The 20,682-nt window shown below is 52.2% G+C and carries 17 protein-coding genes and 1 pseudogene; 12 read left to right on the plus strand and 6 right to left on the minus strand.

The genetic code is table 11. The features are described 5' to 3' along the window. Window positions 1-629, plus strand: a pseudogene (locus HMPREF2981_RS10680) (hypothetical protein); the annotation flags it as partial. A 539-nt stretch (window positions 630-1,168) separates the two neighbouring features. Next, entirely contained in the window at window positions 1,169-2,524 is a 1,356-nt protein-coding gene (locus tag HMPREF2981_RS07165) for an S-layer homology domain-containing protein (RefSeq protein WP_070661944.1), read from the plus strand. Between the two features lie 93 nt (window positions 2,525-2,617). Here HMPREF2981_RS07165 and HMPREF2981_RS07170 read toward each other — a convergent pair whose 3' ends face one another. From HMPREF2981_RS07170 to HMPREF2981_RS10900, 4 genes are all read right to left on the minus strand, one after another. Beyond that, window positions 2,618-3,334, minus strand: coding sequence for a PspA/IM30 family protein (locus HMPREF2981_RS07170; RefSeq protein WP_013397437.1), 717 nt, complete (start codon window positions 3,332-3,334; stop codon window positions 2,618-2,620). Window positions 3,335-3,521: 187 nt separating this feature from the next. Then, the gene (locus tag HMPREF2981_RS07175; protein ID WP_070661947.1) at window positions 3,522-5,561 is read right to left on the minus strand and encodes a TPM domain-containing protein; all 2,040 of its coding nucleotides are present in this window, start codon (window positions 5,559-5,561) and stop codon (window positions 3,522-3,524) included. A 236-nt stretch (window positions 5,562-5,797) separates the two neighbouring features. Beyond that, window positions 5,798-6,643: a hypothetical protein gene (locus HMPREF2981_RS07180; RefSeq protein WP_070662822.1), complete on the minus strand. Its 846-nt coding sequence runs from the start codon at window positions 6,641-6,643 to the stop codon at window positions 5,798-5,800. A 301-nt stretch (window positions 6,644-6,944) separates the two neighbouring features. Next, window positions 6,945-7,106 (minus strand): hypothetical protein, encoded by a 162-nt coding sequence (locus HMPREF2981_RS10900; protein WP_168165927.1) that lies wholly within the window; start codon window positions 7,104-7,106, stop codon window positions 6,945-6,947. Between the two features lie 297 nt (window positions 7,107-7,403). Between HMPREF2981_RS10900 and HMPREF2981_RS07185 the strand changes: the two genes are divergently transcribed. From HMPREF2981_RS07185 to HMPREF2981_RS07195, 3 genes are all read left to right on the plus strand, one after another. Further along, window positions 7,404-8,738 carry a S1C family serine protease gene (locus tag HMPREF2981_RS07185; protein ID WP_048779118.1) on the plus strand — a complete coding sequence of 445 codons (1,335 nt, stop codon included), beginning with the start codon at window positions 7,404-7,406 and terminating at the stop codon, window positions 8,736-8,738. 189 nt (window positions 8,739-8,927) lie between these two features. Further along, window positions 8,928-9,749: an electron transfer flavoprotein subunit beta/FixA family protein gene (locus HMPREF2981_RS07190; RefSeq protein WP_070661951.1), complete on the plus strand. Its 822-nt coding sequence runs from the start codon at window positions 8,928-8,930 to the stop codon at window positions 9,747-9,749. Between the two features lie 18 nt (window positions 9,750-9,767). Further along, window positions 9,768-10,772, plus strand: a complete 1,005-nt coding sequence (locus HMPREF2981_RS07195) for an electron transfer flavoprotein subunit alpha/FixB family protein (protein ID WP_070661954.1) — start codon at window positions 9,768-9,770, stop codon at window positions 10,770-10,772. 64 nt (window positions 10,773-10,836) lie between these two features. On the opposite strand, the gene HMPREF2981_RS07200 is transcribed toward HMPREF2981_RS07195, so the two are convergent. Both HMPREF2981_RS07200 and HMPREF2981_RS07205 read right to left on the minus strand, forming a co-directional pair. Next, on the minus strand, window positions 10,837-11,442 hold the full coding sequence (locus tag HMPREF2981_RS07200; RefSeq protein ID WP_013397430.1) for a uracil-DNA glycosylase family protein: 606 nt from the start codon (window positions 11,440-11,442) through the stop codon (window positions 10,837-10,839). Window positions 11,443-11,446: 4 nt separating this feature from the next. Next, a complete protein-coding gene (locus HMPREF2981_RS07205; protein ID WP_070662824.1) occupies window positions 11,447-11,914 on the minus strand; it encodes a tRNA (cytidine(34)-2'-O)-methyltransferase in 468 nt (155 codons plus the stop codon). Between the two features lie 137 nt (window positions 11,915-12,051). Between HMPREF2981_RS07205 and HMPREF2981_RS07210 the strand changes: the two genes are divergently transcribed. The 7 genes from HMPREF2981_RS07210 to HMPREF2981_RS07240 all read left to right on the plus strand — a co-directional run bounded on the left by HMPREF2981_RS07210 (window position 12,052) and on the right by HMPREF2981_RS07240 (window position 20,570). Beyond that, a complete protein-coding gene (locus tag HMPREF2981_RS07210) occupies window positions 12,052-13,281 on the plus strand; it encodes a cysteine desulfurase family protein (RefSeq protein WP_070661956.1) in 1,230 nt (409 codons plus the stop codon). Between the two features lie 98 nt (window positions 13,282-13,379). Beyond that, the gene (gene mnmA, locus HMPREF2981_RS07215; protein WP_070661958.1) at window positions 13,380-14,591 is read left to right on the plus strand and encodes a tRNA 2-thiouridine(34) synthase MnmA; all 1,212 of its coding nucleotides are present in this window, start codon (window positions 13,380-13,382) and stop codon (window positions 14,589-14,591) included. A gap of 25 nt (window positions 14,592-14,616) precedes the next feature. Next, window positions 14,617-15,006 carry a chorismate mutase gene (locus HMPREF2981_RS07220; protein ID WP_048779110.1) on the plus strand — a complete coding sequence of 130 codons (390 nt, stop codon included), beginning with the start codon at window positions 14,617-14,619 and terminating at the stop codon, window positions 15,004-15,006. A 17-nt stretch (window positions 15,007-15,023) separates the two neighbouring features. Further along, window positions 15,024-16,283, plus strand: a complete 1,260-nt coding sequence (locus HMPREF2981_RS07225) for a uroporphyrinogen decarboxylase/cobalamine-independent methonine synthase family protein (protein ID WP_070661961.1) — start codon at window positions 15,024-15,026, stop codon at window positions 16,281-16,283. Between the two features lie 37 nt (window positions 16,284-16,320). After that, window positions 16,321-17,016 carry an MtrAB system response regulator MtrA gene (gene mtrA / locus HMPREF2981_RS07230; protein ID WP_013397424.1) on the plus strand — a complete coding sequence of 232 codons (696 nt, stop codon included), beginning with the start codon at window positions 16,321-16,323 and terminating at the stop codon, window positions 17,014-17,016. 54 nt (window positions 17,017-17,070) lie between these two features. Further along, entirely contained in the window at window positions 17,071-18,822 is a 1,752-nt protein-coding gene (mtrB, locus tag HMPREF2981_RS07235; RefSeq protein WP_004005046.1) for an MtrAB system histidine kinase MtrB, read from the plus strand. Then, window positions 18,822-20,570, plus strand: a complete 1,749-nt coding sequence (locus HMPREF2981_RS07240) for an LpqB family beta-propeller domain-containing protein (RefSeq protein ID WP_048779107.1) — start codon at window positions 18,822-18,824, stop codon at window positions 20,568-20,570. The genes mtrB and HMPREF2981_RS07240 overlap by 1 nt, the downstream gene beginning before the upstream one ends. The last annotated feature ends 112 nt before the right edge of the window (window positions 20,571-20,682 follow it).

Raw genomic sequence — 20,682 nt, forward strand, 5'->3', positions numbered from 1 at the left:
CCCATTTGCTGGAGCTGATCCCGGCACATCCGCACCTGACTTTGGATAGTGCGCATCCACCACATACGAGTAAGGGTGAGGAAACGAACTTCTACACCACTCTAGAAGGCAGTTCCAACTTATTTGAAGGGGATTTACCGATTGGACGCACCAGGATTCGGGCGGTACCGGTGGCGTATCGGTATGAGTATGGAGACGGACACGACCTAAAAACACATAGTGCTGGTAACCCGGTGTCTTCACAGCATTCTAATCAATCCTTGCATGAGACGTCGACGAGTTATGCGTATCCGCAGGTGGGGAATTTTCATGCCTATGTCACGGTGACGTATGCGGGTCAGTACAGTATTGATGGTGGATCGTGGCAGTTTTTCGGAACCGAGATCACCCGTATTAGCGAGCCGGTGCTGGTGCGGGTGTGGGAGTCTGAGGTGCACTCGGTGGGCAAGACCTGTATTGAGGATCCTGGTGCGCGGGGGTGTCCGGGTCATGCGGAGGAGCCTGATGTTGAGAATCCGAATCCGCAGTTGCGTAAGGTGGATGTGTATACGGGTCAGCGGTGGCATTTGGATGATGTGGGGGTGGGGGATAGTGAGGGTCGGTTGCACCCGACCTGGCCCAACATGTAAAACCTAGGAGTTCACGAACAGAATAAATGTCTTTCCGTGAACTCCTGGGCGAACCCTTCAGAGTGTCCCAGAAGTAAATTCTCTATAGCCATGTGACTATTATCGCAATGGTATAAGAATAGAAGCAGGACATCTTTACTTTAAAAATCTATTAAGGGTTAGAAAAATCTACAAACCGCGATATAGTGCGATTCTGCTGTGGCAGCGGGTGCACATTGTCTCTCATGTATATTCTTGCCAAACGTCAATTCTTAAGAACATCTTGATCGACGTACCACGTCGAAAATTTAACCTATGTTTTTATTTAATATTATTTAACTGGTAATTTAACTCTATTGAATGCTTTACCCCGCTATTGCAAACTTCGTAAAGCTCCCAAATCTGAAGGGACGAATCTCAAGTCCTAGCAGATTATTACTGCTCCGTAGGCAGAATTAGCCCTGCCGGAGTCTATCACTCACAACACAAACATAGCGGCTGAATTCAGCGCACATTATTCAGCACATAGCGACAAGAAAATCGAGAACCGAGGACTATCTATGACCCGCATCAGAAAGATGCGTGCCGGAACCCTGGCCGCACTCACCGTACCCGCTATTATGGGTGCTACTCTTACTGCACCCGCCCATGCAACCGTCGCATCCGGGACATACCGCAGCTACACCGCCCCGAACGGCCTTAACTCTCAGTACCACGTGTATGCAAACGGTATTGACTGGTCAAAACCCGTGGGCGTAGTCTTCTACATTGATGGCGACTATTGGCGTAACGACCAGTCTAAGATTCACAGCCCCGAGCAGGGCATGCTCCCCGCTATGGGCCGTATCGCAAATGCCCGCAACATGGTTTTTGTACCCGTCGTGTCTCCAGATAAAAATGCATCCGGTAACGGCATTACCTGGTGGGAAAACCTTGACGCCAACGGCGACTATTTCCGCTCCTTTGCGCAGCAATTTATTTCGAGTAACGGCATCGACCCCTCACAGGTGTGGACGATGGGTTATTCTGGAGGCGCCGAGTTTATCACCTATGAACTAAATGCGGATCGTCAGGGCACATGGCGCTCTGGCGGCGGTTCTATCCTCGTTGCGGGCGGCGGTTATGAGCGCATGCAGACCGAGGCACCGCAGAACATTAAGAACCAGCCTATGTACTGGTGGGTCGGCGCCGCCGATACTTCTGGTACAACGAACCCTCCAACGTGGAGTGCCCGAGGGGCTGTTGAACAGGGCTACGCTGCGTACCGCAACAGCGGCTTTACCAATACCCAGATGAAACTGATCCCAGGTTTTAGCCACCAAGATTATGACCTGCCGCTGATCATGGCGCAATCCCTAGATGCAGGCGGTCACCGTTTTGGTGCGGGGTACAGCGACCTTCCGACCACGAATCCGTTCTACACAGAGATTAGTTGGAACTCGGATCGCCGAATTATGACCGGTTTTGCCGATCGCACTTTCCGTCCGTACAGCGCTGTAAATCGCGCCCAGGTGGCAACATATCTCTACCGTCTTGCGGGTAGCCCTGCCGTGGAGCTTCCCGCGACTTCTCCGTTCCCAGATGTTACGCCGAACCACCCGGCATATAAGGAAATCGTGTGGCTTAAACAGCAGGGAATTACGACCGGATGGTCCGATGGTACCTTCCGCCCACATGATACTATCAGCCGTGAGGCACTGGCAGCGTTTTTCTACCGTTTCAACGGTTCTCCCGCATATGCACCGGGTGCACAGCAGTTTGCTGATGTAAACCCCTCTACTATGTTCTATAAGGAAATCTCATGGATGGCAGATCAGGGTATTACTACTGGTTGGCCTGACGGCACTTTCCGACCTGGCGAAGCTACCTCACGTGAGGCTATGGCGGCGTTCCTGTACCGTGCCTCTAAACTCTAAAAACAGGTTTTCAGCATAGAACGTAAAACGCAGATGCTCCCCAACCTAAAGTTGGGGAGCATCTGCGTAATCTAACAGGCGATCAGGCTAAGACTATGCGTTCTTGTTCTTGAGAGCCGCAAGACGCGCATCAAGTTCAGACTGACGACCAAGCTCTTCAAGGTCATTGAACTGAGCGTCCAGAGAAGAAGCTGCAAGTTCCTGCTGACCCTGCACGCGAGCCTCTTCGCGGCGAACCTTCTCTTCAAAGCGCGAGACCTCGCTCGTGGGATCCATAACATCGAATGCCTTGAGCGCATCATTTACCTGAGACTGAGCGGCAGCGGTCTTCTGGCGGGCGTTAAGCTCATCGCGTTTGGACTTAAGCTCATCCAGCTTTGCACGCATCTTGGTGAGACCGTCTTTGAGCTGCTCCACCACCTGGGTCTGCGATGCGATCTGCGGTTCTGCGGCCTTTGCCTCACGTTCAGCCTGCATCTGCTTGCCCAGAGCAATCTTTGCGAGATTATCGAACTTATCTGCGTTAGCGGTGTCGCCTGCAGCACGGAACTCATCGGCTTTATTGGAGGCAGCCAGAGCCTTAGAACCCCACTCATCGGCGTCGCGCAGGTCTTCGGCATGATCCTGCTCCAGAAGACGCAGGTTACCAATAGTCTGAGCCACAGCTGCTTCTGCTTCTACAATGTTATTTGTATAGTCACGAACCATCTGATCTAACATTTTCTGCGGGTCTTCTGCCGCATCAATGAGGGCGTTAATATTAGCCTTTGCTAGCTGTGCGATACGACCGAAAATGGACTGTTTTACCATGTTATTTCCTTTTCTTTCAAGCGGCACCGGGAAGGAGCTTATTCGCACGTACAGCGCCGCAACTTTTCTTATTATCGTGGGTCAGCCTGAAAAATTACTGGGAAAATATCGCCTATAAGATGACGAGTACAAGAACATGAGATTAACGAGAGCCCTAACACGTTTCTGGTGCTTATACTCTTGAACGTTAGAAGCTGCCGCCGTCTCCACCGCCGAAATCGCCGCCACCGCCTCCGAAGTCCCAGCCTCCACCGGAGTCACCGCCGCCCCAGTGATGACCGGTGGAAGCTGAAGCAGAGTGTGAGCCCATCGCGCTAAAAATAGCACCTAAGAGCATGCCTTGCGCTAGGGAATCGCCGCCGTAGCTTTGACCATAACGGTTATCGTCCCAGTAATTGTTGACATCCTGATTTGCGGAGTTCTGCGCATCGCTCGCCAAAGAAATAGCTTCATATGCCCTGTTGAGCGAATTTACCGGATCGGACTCCCGCAAACGGTGTGCATCGTTCAGGGCGGTTTGCGCCTCAGACAGATAGGTACGAGCTTGTGAACCGACACCGCGCCGACGGTTGTTAATGAAGTCCGATGCGCTGCGCACCTGAGCCTCTGCAGAACGTAAGGTACGAGACAGACTTTCTTTAGCCGCCTGCTCACGCTCACGGTCGGCGCGAAGCGATGACATGGAACGATTCAGCTCGCTTGTGAGCTGATGCAGTTGTTCCGTGAGGGCAATAGGATCATTCGGGCGTTCTTGTGCCTGTTGTGAAACCTGCCCAAGAATAGCCTCCATACCGGCTGCCGTCGCGGCGAGTTCGGCACGGTTCTGAGACTCCGCGAGGCTCTTAGCCTCAGCTACGTCACGTTGAATACTCAGAATGTCGGTACTGAGGCTGGACTGCGCAGATTCCAAAGCTGAGGCGTGATTGCTGACTGCTTCTGCCAGCGAGGTAATCTGAGCCGCAGACTCTTCGGCGTTGCGCAGATGTACAACAGCTTCGGACCGGGAAACATCCACTAGACGAGATGCCTCCTGAAGTTCCTGAGTTACCAGGCTTTGGTGTGAATCCAACAGAGCTGCAGATTTACTGATCGGTTCTAACGCGCTCGGCAAGTACTGATCTTTGAGCCGCGCATATGTATGCTGCGCGGTTTCGACCGTCTGCTGAAGTTCCGGTATATGCCCCTGGAGCTTAGCAATAGCCTGTGGAGCTTCGTGTTCCAGATTGCGCATTTCAGAGAGCTTCTGTGCTTGATCACGGGAAATATCCGAAATCTTCTGAGAATTATCGATAATTTCACTCAACCAAGCGCGCTGTTCCGCAACAGTATCCGGAACATCATCGTTGAGAAGTTTCTGGCGGTGGAATGATGCCTGCATGAGCTCTTGGGCGCGCGTTAGTTCCTCTTCAAAAGGCTTGACGTGTTCATTACCGTATTGGGCGCGGGCAAATTCAAGTTCCTGCTTCGACTGCACCATAGAGTTATCTGCCTGAACAAGTGCTGCACCGGCACGGGTGCGCAGCTCCTCCAACGAAACTTCAGGTACTTTAGATGTTGAGTATGCAGGCGTACTTCCCGGCTCGTTTTTGGAGCGACGGCGTTTCATAATGTAGTACCCAGCGCCCGCTACACCCGCTACGCCTATGGCGCCGCCGCCTATAGCGACAGCGGGGCTAATGCCCCCTTTTTGGGCGTTAATACCGTTGACCGCCTCAAGAGCTGCACCTTTGTAATCTCCGCTTTGCAGCTTTGGCTTGATGTACTTTTGGTACACCTCAGACTGCTGCTCAGAACTGAGCGCCTTATTACTTCCAGCAGCGAAGTAAGCACGGCGGCTTTCTGTCGCTATGACAAGAATGGCGTCCGCATTACCGTAGCTGTTCTTTTTCGTTGTCTCTTCAGTCCATGCCTTAGCCTCTTCGGGGCTCTCAAACTTATCAATAGTCAGCACATGCAGATCAATATTGTGGTTTTTAGAGAGTTCGCTGATTTTAGAGTTAAGTTCTGAGGTATCGCCCAAGACATTGGTCGTGTCTTGTACTCTACCTGTGATAGTCATGGGAGTTTGGGCTTGCGCGGTACTGATACCGGGCGTCAAGAACGAAGAGCCCGCCACCGGTAGCGCGACGGATAGCACTGTAGTACCGAAAGCTAAAGCACCTACGCTGAGGACACGTCGGATGCGCCGAGAACCAAACGGACGGTCAGCATTCGTGATATTACTCAAAGGAAGACTCCCATTCTTTCGCATATGCCGCGCGGTGATTATCCACGGCGTGGGAGGAATAAACCCACACGTACTTCCATCTTACCGGTCACCAACCCCTCATGAGCTGTAGTCATCACAGAGCGTACATATCTGAAGAAATTCCGGACTAATTCTCAGGGTACGATCGTCGACTATTTACTCCAGGAGTACCGCTTTTGTTCACGATGCGGTACTCATTGGATGAATAATATTGGCTAATTCAGATCGTAGCCGCGGTTCTTCATATATTCCGTATCCGTCACCATATGGTGCCCGGGACGATTCGGCATTTGATACTGCTGGGGAACTTGTACCTGCGAAGGATCGCAGAGCGGCAGGTCGTTCTGCCATTTTTGTAATTCTGCCGTTTTTCGACGGTTTTTACGTACGATGCGGATGATGAGGACAGGAATTCCAAGCAGAATAAACAGGATAAAAACCAACACGCCTGCGGCAACAAGAAAATTTTCGAACCAGCCATCGGTTTCGGAAATATCGCTTAGTCCCTGAGGGATATTTCCGTCATTGCTCGCGGAGTAGTCATGATCCCCGATAAAGATATCAGTGAACATGCGTCCGGCGGTACCGTAAAGACCATGATCCGCGATAACACGCTTGATACTGCTGTTTTGGGAGCCCGAATTGTCTTTAACGTACAGGGCGTGTGCCCATGCATCGCTCATAAAACTCTGGTCATTGCTGATAATAGTGCCTTGGTTCTTAGACGTATCGATAAGCAAAATTACTGTACGTGGGCGAGCATGGTTGAGACTCAGGAATTCTTGACCCCACTCCTTGAGCGGTTTGCCATTGGTCCCGGAGACCAACACCATATAGGCTTCTATCGAGTGAAGGGTATTACTGGTACTCAAACCTTCGGTGAGCTCGTCTTCAAGTCCATCCGATAAGGCATTAAGATTTCCGTCCCGGTCAATAATAGGGGTTTGCGGATTTAGCGTGACCTCGAAAGGTGCTTGAGCGTGGGCCGCCGTCGGGTAAGCAATGAAACTAGCGCCGATACCGGTCAACGCGCAGATGAAAGACAGCATGAGGGTGACCATAATACGGGTCAGAGATCTTTGAGACGAATGGGGTCTAGGTGTGGCACCATAAAAATTTTGGGAGACAGTGTTTCGGCGATGAATAGTCATACCAATAAACATACCCTGTTTTAGAGCGGCTTAAGGGAATTTTTCTGATGAAATATCACCTTGCGATATGACTCAGCTGCACCACGAGTTGTTAGAGACTCTACGAAGCTTAAGAAAAGGTGACCGTTACCCTACTTAGTAGACGGCACCTCTTAGCTTGTATTACGAGCTTTCGTCGTTGGTGCGTGTAATACTAAGATCTTCGTGATTTTTATAAGCTGGTCGCCGAGCTAAGCTGCTGCTCAAGCGCAGAAGAACAAGACTGAGCACGCGCCAAACGACGATGCACTATACCTGCACAGCAGGCTACCAGGCCGGTACCAAAGCCAAGAATAACGGCCAGCACGGTACTAATAATGAGTGCTGTCAGCATGTCTGTTCCTTTCTTGAAGCGATTTCGTTAAACCTTAGAGCCCGTCTTTAAGCGTAAGCTGTGAAATTGACTCTGGAAGGCTGTACCTCTTGAAATATTTTTGTGGAGTTACCTCGGAATTAGATGGTTCTCAGCAAACTCCCAGGAAATTCCGGGTGCAACCTCAGAGAAAACGGAGGTATAAAACAAGAACTGCGTTTACAGTAGAAAAAGACGCGTGCCTGTTGGCGCTGTCGCCAATATGGTTATTCAGATATCACCTAAGATTTATTGAGAGCCCCTCAAGGAGAGACCACAATGACCCAATACCCTGGTGGCTGGAACCAAGATTCTGGCGCTAACGGTTATAACGATGCAACCCGTCCGATGCAGCAGTCTGCACCCGGATCCTATGCTCAACAGGACTACCAGAATACGGGTTATCAACAGCAGGGCTACCAGCAAAATTACCAAACTTCCGGGTATAAACAAAGCTCCCAGAACCCCCAGAACGGATATCAGAACCAGTACTCCGGGCAGGGGCAGAGCCCTCAGCAAGAACCCAAGAAGAAATATGGAGCCGGTGTCGTACTTACCGCTGCTTTGCTTGCAGCCCTTGTGGGCGGCGGCGTAGGTGCTGGTGTTGGAGGCGGTATTGCCGCATCTACAAGCAGCAATAGTTCATCCGTCACCGGCAGAAATGCTGGAGGCAGCGCAACAAATCCCACAGTCGTAACCGATACAGCTAAGAAAGTGCTTCCTTCGACCGTCACCGTAGGATCAAAGCTGACCGACGGCAACGGTGTTGGTACAGGTGAAGTTCTCGATAACCAGGGACATATTCTCACCAATAATCACGTAGTCTCTACAAACGGCACCCAGCAGTCCTCTAGAGTCGAAGTGCGTTTGCATGACGGAAGTATTCGCGTGGCAAAGATCGTGGGTACCGATGTAACCTCGGATCTTGCGGTCATTAAGATTGACCCCAGTGGGCTAGACCTTAAACCCATTACCTTTGGCGACTCCTCGAAGGTCGTTCCTGGCGAAACCGTGGTGGCGCTTGGTTCGCCACATAACCTGCAGGATACCGTGACTGCGGGTGTTATCTCGAATACCGACCGTGCTGCAGAAGCAGAAAAAGACGGCGTATACATTCCCATGATTCAGACGGATGCGCCAGTAAACCACGGTAACTCGGGCGGTCCTTTGGTGAACTCTAGCGGAGCGCTCGTGGGCATCAACTCTCAGATCGAGTCTGAAGGCGGCGGTAATGAGGGCATTGCGTACGCCGTTCCCTCGAACTACGCTAAGCGCATTTCTGACGAAATTATTAGCAAAGGCAAAGCAACCCATGGGTACCTAGGTGCAAATATTGAAAGCGCCCCCGGGCAGACCAACGAGGGAGAATCTCGGTTCTTCCCTGATGGTGTGCGGGTCACCAATATCTCCAGTGGAAGCCCCGCAGAAAAGGCTGGTCTGCAGAAGGGAGATGTTATCGTCGAGGCGGATGGCCACCGCATCGAACAGAGTAAGACCCTCAATGGCGTGGTGCGTGCACAGGCAGCAGGTGCCACGGTGGATATGAAGATTAAACGGGGGTCAGAAACAAAGAACATCAAGGTGACGCTCGGCGACGCAGATAATCAGCATTAACAGAGTTATAAAACCGCCCGAGGCGGCGTTTCACATGAAGAAACGCCGCCTCTCCTTTGTCTGCTGTGTTCAGGAATATACCGCTCTCATATCCGGGTTTTCCTGACTGAAGATTTCACGGCAAGGTAGAATATAGCCAAACCTAACTAAACCCCACAGACGCGCCGCACACACATGAGGCGCAGGAGGATGAGCGTGAGCGAAAACGCATATCGCATCGCCGTACTTACCAAGTACGTGCCAGACACCCAATTTGAACAAAAACTTGACGATACTTTGCGGGTAGACCGCAGCGAATCAGTGATGAGTGAGCTTGACGAATATGCTGTGGAAGCCGCCATGCAGATTGTCGAAGCGGAAGATACCGATGCAGCGAATTCTGCAGTTATCGCTTTTACGTTAGGCGCAGCGGATGCCTCTAAGGGGCTGCGCCGTGCGCTGCAGCTGGGTGCACACGCAGGCGTGCATATTCTCGACGATGCTTTCGCAGGGGCTGATGCTCTGGCGACCTCACGCATCATAGCCGCTGCACTCTCCACCTATGAGCAGGAACACGGCACCTTCGACCTGATTCTGACGGGTATGGCATCAACCGAAGGTGAGACTTCGTTGGTGCCCGTTCAGGTGAGCGAACTTTTGGGGCGCATCGGAATCTCTCAGGTGGCATCGCTGACCGTTGCGGGCCGAACTGTTAGGGCACGCCGGGATCTGGATACTCGCTCGCAGCATTGTGAAACTGAATTGCCCGCTTTGATTTCTGTGACCGATCAAGTGAACACTCCGCGATACCCCAACTTTAAGGCGCTGATGGCAGCAAAAAAGAAGCCTATTACGACCGTGAACGCAGCGGATATTGCGGATGAGCTTGCTAAGTTCGGCGGCAGCGCATCGACCGTTACCGTGACCGAAGCGCAGGCGCGGGAAGAACGCACCGCAGGTGAAACCATCGTGGATGAAGGCGACGGCGGCATACAGCTGGTCGAATTCTTGGCATCCCGAAACCTTATTTAACCAGTACAGGAGATAACGATGACGACTGCATACCGTGTGCTGGTTATAGGCGGCACAACGAATTTTGCGACCGAACCTAGTAGTGTGGACCGAGAACTTTTAGCGTTGGCACGACTGCGAGCTGGTGTTGGACAGGGCGGAACTCAACTGGGAGTAATGACGTTCGCCCAAGGCTCCGCTGATATTGCGCAGTTTTACGCTAAACAGGGCGCGGCACGTGTCTTTGCCCCAGCGCAATCCATGACAGATACTTTGCCTGCTGCCCGCGTGGAACTCGCCGTACAGGCTATTACTGAGTTTGGTCCTGATGTGGTTCTTGCCCCGCATGATATTGACTCGATTGAGCTTCTGGGGCGCGTGGCCGTGCGCCTCGGGAATTCCGAGGCGGGCTCTCGTCCCGTAGGCGTTGTGACGGGCGCTCATGACGTGGATGATGCGCTCAATATTCGTAAGAATGTTTTGGCGGGCGAGTACGACAGCACCGTGCGGGTTGAAGGTCTGCCGTTGGTAACCCTACGCCCCAACTCGGTAGATACGGCGGCGGCACCCACTGCGGTGGGGGAGGGCGTACTCACCACCTATACTCTGCCCGGGTACGACACGGTGCGCATCACCGAAATAACCGAAAAGCCTACATCTGCTCGTCCAAACCTTGAAGAAGCAGCTATTGTTGTAGCTGCTGGCCGCGGTATCGGCGGAAATTTAGCCCCCATTGAGGATCTGGCGGATGCGCTCGGTGCCGCGATCGGCTCGACCCGCGCCGTCACAGACGCAGGATGGCTGGATCACTCTACTCAGATTGGGCAAACCGGCAAGAGCGTTTCTCCCGAACTATACGTTTCCGCGGGTATTTCGGGGGCTCTTCAGCAGAAGGTTGGCATGGATACTTCAAAGACCATTGTCGCCATCAACAAGGATGCGGACGCGCCCATATTCGAGATCGCCGACTTCGGCGTCGTCGGGGATCTTTTCACTGTCATCCCGCAGGCTGTTGAAGAAATTAAGAGGCGCCGCAACGCCTAGTTTCTAACAGGTCAGCGTCCTGGAAACCTAGACTAGGTTTTCAGGACGCTTTCACAAGATTAGGCTATGCACCCAAGATTTTACGTACTCGCTCACGCAGATCGGGTATATTCTCGGCCTCAAACCAGGGATTACGCTTGCGCCAGCCAATATTGAGCGGAGAAGGGTGCACCAGAGGCACAAAACCCGGCAGATAATCCTCTGCGTGTGCCACCGTTTCCGTAAGGTTACTGCGAAGCCGCGGAGCAGAAACTCCATCGAGATAGTACTTTTGCGCATAGGCACCTACCAGAATGGTTAATTGTGCATGCGGCATCATGGCGCGCAGCCGCGGATGCCAACGCGGCGCAAAATCCTTACGCGGTGGTAAATCACCGTGCTTACCTTTTCCCGGATAATAAAAATCCATCGGCATCAGGGCAAACAGCTCTGGGTTATAAAACTCGTCATCGCTTACGCTCAACCATGTACGAAGTAACCGACCACTCACATCATTCCATGGAATACGAGTCTCTTGTGCAATACGCCCGGGTGCCTGACCCACCAGAATAATGCGTGATCGAGCGCTCGCCGAATATACGGGCTCCCATCCGCGTGACGTGTACTCGGCGTTCATCGGGTCGGCGGCTATATCCTCAAAAAGTAGGGGAACCTGGCGGTTGGCACACATACAACTAAATCTTTCCTCCTGTGAATCCGTGTTGGCGCCATGCCTCAAAAATTGCGATGGACGCGGAGTTCGCTAGATTAAGAGAGCGGCGCCCAGGAATCATGGGGATTTTTACGCGTTCTGTAATATGCTCATCCTGCTGTACATCGGCTGGTAAGCCCACGGACTCCGGACCAAACATAAGCACATCGCCATCACGATATTCAAGATCCGCATACGAGGTTGTTGCCGTGGTGGTAAAGGCGAAAACACGCGCAGGCATCATGGCTTTCCAAGCATCCTGCAGGGTCTTATGAACCGTTACGACCGCAAGATCGTGATAATCCAGCCCGGCACGGCGCAGATGCGCATCTTCAAAATTGAATCCTAGAGGCTCGACGAGGTGAAGTTCAGCCCCGGTTACTGCGGCCAGACGAATGGCGTTACCCGTATTCCCCGGAATTTCGGGGGTATAGAAAAGAATCTTGAACACGTACCCCAGTGTACCGCGCATGTTTCCACCGAACGTGACTCTTCGCAGGTTTAGCCTGCGGCGCATTTATGACGAATTCCTCCCGAAAGTTCGAGGAACAACGATAGAATAAGGGCAATACGCCAGAGGAGGAAATAGTGAACCGGGTCTATCTAGATCACGCAGCGACTACCGATGTCCTGCCAGCTGCTATAGACGCAATGGTACAGCAGATGCGTGCGGGCGGTAACCCCTCCTCGCTGCACGCTACCGGACGCGATGCCCGTGCCACCGTTGAATATGCCCGCGAACGTATCGCCCGAGCTGTAGGATGCGATGCCGCCGAGGTTATTTTTACTTCTGGAGGAACAGAGGCAGACAACCTTGCGGTTAAGGGGATGTACTGGAAACGCAGGGAAACAGACCCGGCGCGGCGGCGCATCCTGGTATCAAGTATTGAGCATCATGCGGTGGAAGAAACCTGCGAATGGCTGCAGAAGGCCGAGGGCGCGGTTATCGACTGGATTCCAGTGGATTCGCAAGGGCTGGTAGATCCCGAAAGCGTGCGGGAACTGATAGCCCAGAACCCTGCGGATGTTGCGTTAGTTACCGTTATGTGGGCAAATAATGAAGTTGGCACTGTACAGCCCATTCAAGATATTGCCGCCATAGCCTCTGAATACGGTATTCCCATGCATACGGATGCGGTGCAGGCTTTCGGCGCGGTGCCCGTTAATTTCCGTAACAGTGGGGCTGATACGATGGCGATTTCCGGGCATAAAATTGGCGGTCCCATGGGCGTCGGTGCGCTTATCGCCACACGAACAGCGCAGCTCACCCCGGTTTTGCACGGGGGCGGGCAAGAGCGTTCCGTGCGTTCTGGCACTATAGATGCCCCTGCGATCGCGGGATTTGCCGAGGCCGCCGCGCACGTGATTGAGCATCTTGAAGAAGAATCCATCCGTATTGCAGCACTTCGCAATGAGCTAATAGCGGCGGTACAGGTGGTTATTCCACAAGCTCACCTGAGCGGCATCGACCCAACAACCGAGGCCTTTCCTGGTGAAAAAAGGCTGCCTGCAAATGCTCACTTTACTTTTGAAGGCGCAGAAGGAGACACCATCCTCTTTCTGCTCGACATGCAGGGGATTCAAACCTCAACCGGTTCGGCCTGTAACGCGGGAGTAACAAGACCATCCCATGTGCTTCTCGCCATGGGGCTGGACGAAGACACCGCCCGCAGCGCGCAACGATTTACTCTTGGGCATTCCAGCACCGGCGAAGACATTGCTCGGTTGCTCGCGGCCCTGCCCGAAGCCTATGCACAGGCGGCAAAAGCGGGTCTTTCCTCACATCTGCCTGACGCTCAACGCTGGTACGGCGGATAATTGCCGCGAACCTGCGCACATGCAATAAGAAGCGTACAATAGAACCTCACATTTATTCTCACCACGAAACCGTACCCCAACGTTTATAAGGAAACTCTGTGAAGATTTTGGCTGCTATGAGTGGCGGTGTCGATTCAGCTGTTGCTGCCGCCCGTGCCGTTGAGGCGGGGCATGAGGTGGTTGGCGTGCATTTGGCGCTTTCTCGTATGCCCGGAACGCTCCGCACCGGTTCTCGTGGGTGCTGCACCCTTGAAGATTCTATGGATGCGCGCCGCGTATGCGCCCAGTTGGGCATACCCTTCTTCGTATGGGACTTCTCGGAGCGTTTCAAGGAAGATGTGGTCGACGACTTTATCGCCGAATACGAAGCGGGACGAACCCCCAACCCCTGCATGCGCTGTAACGAGAAAATCAAATTTGCCGCGCTTTTGGAACGTGCCGTCTCCCTGGGGTTTGATGCGGTAGTCACCGGTCATTACGCCCGCGTTATCACCAATGACGACGGTAACCGAGAACTGCATCGAGCCGCAGACTGGGCAAAAGATCAGTCCTATGTGTTGGGCGTCCTTACCCACGAACAGCTCAAACACGCCTGGTTCCCCCTAGCAACCACGCCCTCGAAGGCGGAGGTTCGTGCGGAGGCTGAACGGCGTGGTTTTTCGGTTGCCAAGAAACCGGACTCTTACGATATTTGCTTTATTCCCGAGGGCGATACCCGTGCCTGGCTAGGCGAGCACATTCAAATGCGTCCCGGCATGATTAAAGATACCTCCGGCAATGTGGTGGGGGAACACCCTGGTGCTCAAGGATTCACTGTTGGGCAGCGTAAGGGGCTAGCCTTAGGAACTCCGGCGCCTGATGGGAAGCCCCGCTTTGTTCTAGAAATCCGACCAAAAACGAATGAAGTTATTGTCGGTTCTCGTGAGTTACTTTCTATCGATGAAATCCGCGGAATTCGGGCCACCTGGGCTGGAATACCCGTTCCGGAAGCAGAACATTTTCTTGCTCAGGAACCAAAACTCGGCGCGCGCAGCGAGACCTTTGATGTTACCGCTCAAGTGCGTGCACATGCAGACCCGGTGCGCGGTACCGCGCATCTTGAATGGGCAGAAGATACCGATGCCGAAACCCCCGGAAAACTTCGTGTAGAGACTGTGGTGCGTCTGCACGATGGGCTCTTTGGTGTAGCACCCGGGCAAACTATGGTGCTTTACCAGGGCACACGAGTTTTAGGACAGTCCACCATAGCCCGTGCTTACTCACTCGCTCGTGAAGACCTTGATGATCTTCGTGAAAACGCAGCCGTGTAATGCTCGTACCCCTAAGGACCTTATAATGACCCAGCAAGAATTTGATCCGCGTGCCACCTCCATGGGAGACGAAGTTTCCGCCGAGGTTTACGAAGAACTCTTCGCGATGCGGCGCTCTATTGATAACTTCGATGCCGCGTTGGTTCATATTCTTGCGGAGCGTTTTCGAGCCACCCAGCGCGTTGGGGTTCTTAAAGCACAGCATAACCTGCCTGCGGGTGATCCAGGAAGAGAAGAAGCCCAGATAGCTCGTCTGAGGGTTATGGCGAAAGAGTCTAGTCTCGATCCCGAATTTGCGGAGAAATTTTTGAACTTCATTATTTCCGAGGTTATTCGACACCACGAAAAAATAGCGCACGCGCATAAGGACGAGCTGGCTCAAAACGATGATTCTCTCGACCGTCAGACGGATTAGATGCTAGCGTAGATTTGATGACCTCGTTCTCTACCAGATTTGCGGACGAAAACACCCGAAAACAGTATGTGCCCGAGCGCCTGCTGCTACCGGGTGATTATCGTGCACCCGAACGTGAGTTCGCTACCGAGCTTGCTGAGCGCGATACTGTTGCGGTACGAGCCAGCGGACTAGGCGAATTCCCCGGCACACAGATAATAGATGCCCTGCATCGTGTGCGCGGTGAGTTGGGGCATCCGCATCTTCCATTCTTACCGGAGCTTCCAGAGCGTGGATGGCAGGGCACTACTCTTGCCCGCACCATTGCCACGCTCTCTGGAATGGGATTTGAAGGCGCATCCTATGGATGGCGATTAGTTCACGCTAGAGGCGGCGGTACCCGCGAAAGTGCGCGTGCGCGATCCTGTTATGTCTCAGATATTAACGCACTCGCCGATGTCGTAGGCGGTGAGTCTTCTGGAGCTTCAGCGCCTGAGGATGCTGCACCCAGTTTCAAAATTCAGCTGTGCGGACCATACACCCTTGCTGCGCGGGTCTATGCGCCTAATGGCGAGCGTGCCATCAGTGATGCGGGGGCGGCACGCGATATACGGGAAGCCTTTCTAGAAGGGCTAGGGGAGAGCATCTCTCTTGTCCGTCAAGCCCTCAACCAGTCCGAAGCCCGTCTTACGGTACAACTGGACGAGCCGGAACTTGGGCGCATTATTTCGGGTACTATCCCTACGGTGAGTGGTTTTCGCACTATCCCAGCGGTACCGGTTAGCGAAATCTACGAAAGTTACCGTATCTGCGCCAATACTTTTGCCGAACTTACCATAACGCCTATGCTGAACCTCACCAAGGTTCCCTTGACGTATCCTGATGATCGCACGTCGAACCTCAGCTCTATGGCAGATGCTTGCGCTATAGCCCGTGTATTTTCAACGGCAGATAATCCTGCCGAACTGCTTTTTGACCCGGACGAGGCAAGCCAGAATCTGATTCAGGCACAGCCTCTTAGCGACCCGCATCGCTGGGAAATAGCGGCAGCCGTACTAGAATCCGGAGCAAGGCTTTGGCTGCCCATCGTAGAATCGGATGCTATACCGCAGCAAGCACAGAGATTGTGGAGACTGTGGAATGATGTTGGACTACAGAAAACCGAGATACGTTCGGTTGGGCTAACACATCGTGCAAATACTACACATATAAACCCGCATGAGGCCACACTTCAGATGGCGAGAACCACAGAGTATGCGCGAATAGTCGCAGAAATGGTGGCTGAGGGCTTAGGATAATTACTATAATCACCGAATAATATAGAGGAGAGACGCCATGACCACCACCACCTCGACCGTCCTGGTCGTTGATGATGATGACGCTCTTGCAGAAATGATCGGCATTGTCCTGGCACAGGAAGGATATAACGCAGTTTTTTGCGAAAACGGTTCTCGCGCCTTTGAGACGTTTATGCGGCATTCACCAGATTTGGTATTGCTGGACCTCATGCTTCCGGGGAAGAGCGGTATCGAAGTCTGTGAGCAGATCCGTTCGTCATCTAATGTGCCTATCATCATGCTGACTGCTAAAAGCGATACTGAAGATGTGGTAAAAGGGCTGGAAGCTGGCGCTGACGATTACATCGCAAAGCCCTTCAAACATCTTGAGCTTATGGCCCGTATCCGTGCTCGTTTGCGCCCGCGTGAGAGCCGCCAGTTGGTGGTGCGGGTGGGAGATACCATCATGGATATGGATGGCCGAACCCTCAAGTATAAAGGTGTTGAAGTGCCTATGACACCTTTGGAATTCGACCTGCTTGCAGCTTTGGTTCGCCGTCCGGGGCAGGCCATGAGCCGTCAAGAGCTGTTAGAGACTGTTTGGGGCTACAGCGATGTGAGCGATTCTTTGGTAAACGTTCACGTGCAGCGTCTTCGCGCGAAGTTTACGGATATTGGTGCCGAACAGGTTATCCAAACGGTGCGCGGCGTCGGATATAAAGTACCCCTAGAGAACGTTGGAGGTGCCGCCTAACGTGATATTTCAGTCCGCTATGCGCATCTTCATGTCTGGAAAGTAACTTTGCCTATGCCCACACCTGACGCAACCTCTGGAGCCTCCGATAGTCGGGACTTGGACGCTAAGTCTAAGCCCCGGAAAAAGCGAACCCTCAACCCATTCCGCGCAATTCACCGGTTGTGGGTTCATTCTCTGCAATTTCGGTCCGTGACCAGCGCGGGCATCATGATGCTTATTGCTTTTATAGCGGTAGGAACCTCGCTGTCTAACCAGATTGCAACATCGCTTTTTGAGAATAAAAAGAACCAGGCGTTAGAAGAATCTATTAAGGGATTCGACAATGTTCAGAGCGTTTTTGATGGTTCTTCGGAAGCACGTACCGATAGTGAAATCCGCCGTAACGTCACCCGTGCACTTACCCTTTTGGACGCGAGCGGCGATACCCAGAGGCGTTGGGTTTTGGTGCCTTTAGACCAACAGTCCAAGAAAGGGTTTATCCCTGAACAAAGCGGTGACAATGCGTTAGATGCCGCGACGATACCTGAGGATTTTAAATCAACTGTGCGAGATTCTCCAGGTGGAGTATTTTGGGAGAAGAAAGACCTATCAGAACCGGAAAAATCTAATGGTGAACCCTATCCCGCTCTGATTATTGGTACAAGTGTTTCTATACCTCAGAACCCTGATTACGGGTTGTTCGTGGTTTATGATCTTAGCGAATCATCCTCCACCATTACATATATCAACGTTGTGCTTGGTACAGGGTTTACAGTGCTGTTGATTCTGGTGCTTTCAATTGTGTGGTTTGTAACCCGTTTAGCGGTGCGACCGATTACCCTGACTGCGATCACGGCAGAGAAACTTGCTGCCGGTGACCTGAATCGACGCGTTAGTGTTCGCGGTAAACATCAGGCTGCGCGATTAGGAATTTCCTTTAATAAAATGGCGGATAGTCTGCAGGATCAGATTACACAGCTGGAGAGACTATCGACGCTGCAGCAGCGATTCGTCTCGGATGTGTCGCATGAGCTGCGTACACCGTTGTCGACGGTACGGCTGAGCAGCGAACTCCTTTATGACTCGCGTGACACCCTCAATCCTGTGCAGTCGCGCAGTGTGGAGCTTATGCATAACCAGGTGGATCGCTTCCAAGCCTTGCTTTCTGACCTTCTGGAAATTTCGCGCTTTGATGCAGGCAGCGCCGTTTTGAACATCGACGCTGAAGACTTTATGAGTGTTCTTAACGATGTTTTGGTCGAAGTTATCCCGCATCTGGAACGTACCGGAACCAGGCTTATTGTGCATTCTGAGCAGGCGCATATTGATATTGATATCGATAGGGTTCGCATTGAACGTGTTTTGCGTAATCTCCTCTTTAACGCTATTGAGCACGGTGAATCCAAGCCCGTCGATATTTACATCGCTACCAATGCAACAAACTTGGGTGTGGCGGTACGCGATCATGGCATCGGCTTGAGTGAGGAGGAAGCGGCACAGGTCTTCAACCGTTTCTGGCGTGCAGATACCTCACGCAAACGCACTCTAGGGGGTACCGGATTGGGCTTGTCTATTACCGCCGAGGATGTACGTTTGCATGGCGGGCGTATTGAGGCTTGGGGTATGAAAGGAAAAGGTGCTTGCTTCACGATGAACCTGCCACTTGTTCATGGGGGAGAGCTCGGTCCTTCCCCGGTCTTGATTACCGGAGAACCTGAGCCAGAGGCATATGCTCACAGCGCTCTTGCGGGCGATACTCTCTCGACATCATTGCGTAAAACCCGTCATGCAACTCAAGATGATGCATCTGAAGGACAGGTATAATGCGCAGAATATTTCAAAACTCTTCGCACAAACAAATGCTGTCAGAGACCCTGCCCACTCTTTCACGCCGCACGATGCTTCTGGGCGGAGTCGGAAGTATTGCTTTATTGATGCAGGCTTGTTCCGGTCTACCTGCTTCAGAGGGAATTCATCGGCACTCTGATAATCTCAACAGCAGAGAAGAGAGGAGGGCTGCAGCGCGGGCTATCAGTCCACAGGCTGGTGGCACTCCGGAAAGTATTATTGAAGGATTTTTACGCGCCGGGGTCGATAGTTCCGATAATTATGGAATAGCACGAGAGTATCTAACGACCGAGTTCGCACAACGATGGAATCCACTGGAATGGACTCGTGTATATTTTGAAACTGCACGTATTACGCGCGGTGAAAACGATATTTATAAGGTGTCTGTTACGCAAAGCGGTCTTGTAGATGACCGAGGCTTGACCAGTACCTCTTTCTCAACTGATACTCCTAACTCAGAACCGGAAACATTTGAAATGGTGCAGGAAAACGGTGAATGGCGTATCAAGAATTGTCCCTCAGGGCTGTGGCTTGACACCAGTGAATTTTATCGATCTTTCAAAGCTTACCGTCTGTATTATTATGATCCCAGTTATACCTACGCGGTGCCAGATTTACGCTGGTTCGCACATCGCGATGAGATTTTTAAAACGTTGGCCCAGACCCTAATAGCGGGACCAGCAAAGTATCTCAAAGAATCTGTGTTCTCGGCGACCCAGGAGTCCATGAAAATTAACGAGGTCAACTTTAACGCTGAAAAGCATACGATAAAGATTGATTTCGGAGGCGAATCTATAGGTGAACTTCAGTTAGCTCGTTTACGCCAACAGATTGTGCATCTTGTCAGCAATTTTAGGGATGTTGAGACTGTAGTTTTCTGTTATAACGGTCACGAAATTTCATCATCAGATAAGCCAGAAGGATTCCATGAAATATCTTTGGTAACGCAGCCTAATACCAAAGTTGTGGCGCTTAATGAGGACCGTTTAGTAACACAGCGTGATTTTGACGCTGGAGATTCGCAGCGCACGCTAGTGGAAAAAATCAAGGATCCTTCGGCACCAACTATCGGATATGACGGCACTACCTACGCTTATTTAAGTGAGGGGCGTAAAAAGCTTTATACAGTGCGCGATACAAATTCCTCAAAAGTTTGGGAAACACGCGACCTATCTCGCCCCAGCATTGACCATTATGGATGGGTATGGGCTACCGATCATAGCGGAACGGTGCGCGCCTTTAACCCTGCATCCGATAGCGTTGAGGAAAGAGAAAAAGGTCTTAATATCTCTGTGCCCTGGCGAAATGGCCTTGTTTTTAACTCTCTTAAAATTTCGCGGGATGGTACACGTGGTGCATTCATCGCCTCCCGAGATGATACGTCGATGCTGATTATCTCGGGGATTATACGTGATGAGAGCGGTAAACCGCGTAGTTTTACCGAATTAGTGCGGGTTAACGCCTCTGTATCTCCCCATTGTGTAGATTGGGCGGGGGAACAGACCCTTGCCGTCGTCAATACAACCACAGGGGAAGCAGAACTAACCTCTCTCAATAGCGAGGAGACAAAGCTGGACCGGTTGGAGGGACTGCGCTCTATGTCTGCGGCAGGGGACAGCGGTCATATTATTGGGCACGTTGATACGGGAGAGTGCTATCTTCTGGAAGAGCGCGGCTGGAAACCCATAAGTGGTCCGCTGAGTGAGATTACGTACGCAGGGTAAAAGAGCAATGGATAAAACACCTCGAATGAGAGGTAAAAAGGCTCTTTACGCGGCGTGGGAGCTGTTCTTTCCGGCAACATGTGTCGGATGCGGTGTAGGCGGTACGGCACTT

Origin of the sequence: Rothia sp. HMSC069C01 (assembly GCF_001814655.1) — a bacterium.
GTDB classification, from domain to species: Bacteria; Actinomycetota; Actinomycetes; order Actinomycetales; family Micrococcaceae; genus Rothia; species Rothia dentocariosa.

Bases quoted from the DNA above. Each gene is read 5' to 3' on its own strand.
- HMPREF2981_RS07165 (WP_070661944.1), top strand. From the start codon at position 1,169: ATGACCCGCATCAGAAAGATGCGTGCCGGAACCCTGGCCGCACTCACC.
- HMPREF2981_RS07170 (WP_013397437.1), bottom strand. From the start codon at position 3,334: ATGGTAAAACAGTCCATTTTCGGTCGTATCGCACAGCTAGCAAAGGCT.
- HMPREF2981_RS07180 (WP_070662822.1), bottom strand. From the start codon at position 6,643: ATGGTCACCCTCATGCTGTCTTTCATCTGCGCGTTGACCGGTATCGGC.
- HMPREF2981_RS10900 (WP_168165927.1), bottom strand. From the start codon at position 7,106: ATGCTGACAGCACTCATTATTAGTACCGTGCTGGCCGTTATTCTTGGC.
- HMPREF2981_RS07185 (WP_048779118.1), top strand. From the start codon at position 7,404: ATGACCCAATACCCTGGTGGCTGGAACCAAGATTCTGGCGCTAACGGT.
- HMPREF2981_RS07190 (WP_070661951.1), top strand. From the start codon at position 8,928: ATGAGCGTGAGCGAAAACGCATATCGCATCGCCGTACTTACCAAGTAC.
- HMPREF2981_RS07195 (WP_070661954.1), top strand. From the start codon at position 9,768: ATGACGACTGCATACCGTGTGCTGGTTATAGGCGGCACAACGAATTTT.
- HMPREF2981_RS07200 (WP_013397430.1), bottom strand. From the start codon at position 11,442: ATGTGTGCCAACCGCCAGGTTCCCCTACTTTTTGAGGATATAGCCGCC.
- HMPREF2981_RS07220 (WP_048779110.1), top strand. From the start codon at position 14,617: ATGACCCAGCAAGAATTTGATCCGCGTGCCACCTCCATGGGAGACGAA.
- HMPREF2981_RS07225 (WP_070661961.1), top strand. From the start codon at position 15,024: ATGACCTCGTTCTCTACCAGATTTGCGGACGAAAACACCCGAAAACAG.
- mtrA (WP_013397424.1), top strand. From the start codon at position 16,321: ATGACCACCACCACCTCGACCGTCCTGGTCGTTGATGATGATGACGCT.
- mtrB (WP_004005046.1), top strand. From the start codon at position 17,071: ATGCCCACACCTGACGCAACCTCTGGAGCCTCCGATAGTCGGGACTTG.
- HMPREF2981_RS07240 (WP_048779107.1), top strand. From the start codon at position 18,822: ATGCGCAGAATATTTCAAAACTCTTCGCACAAACAAATGCTGTCAGAG.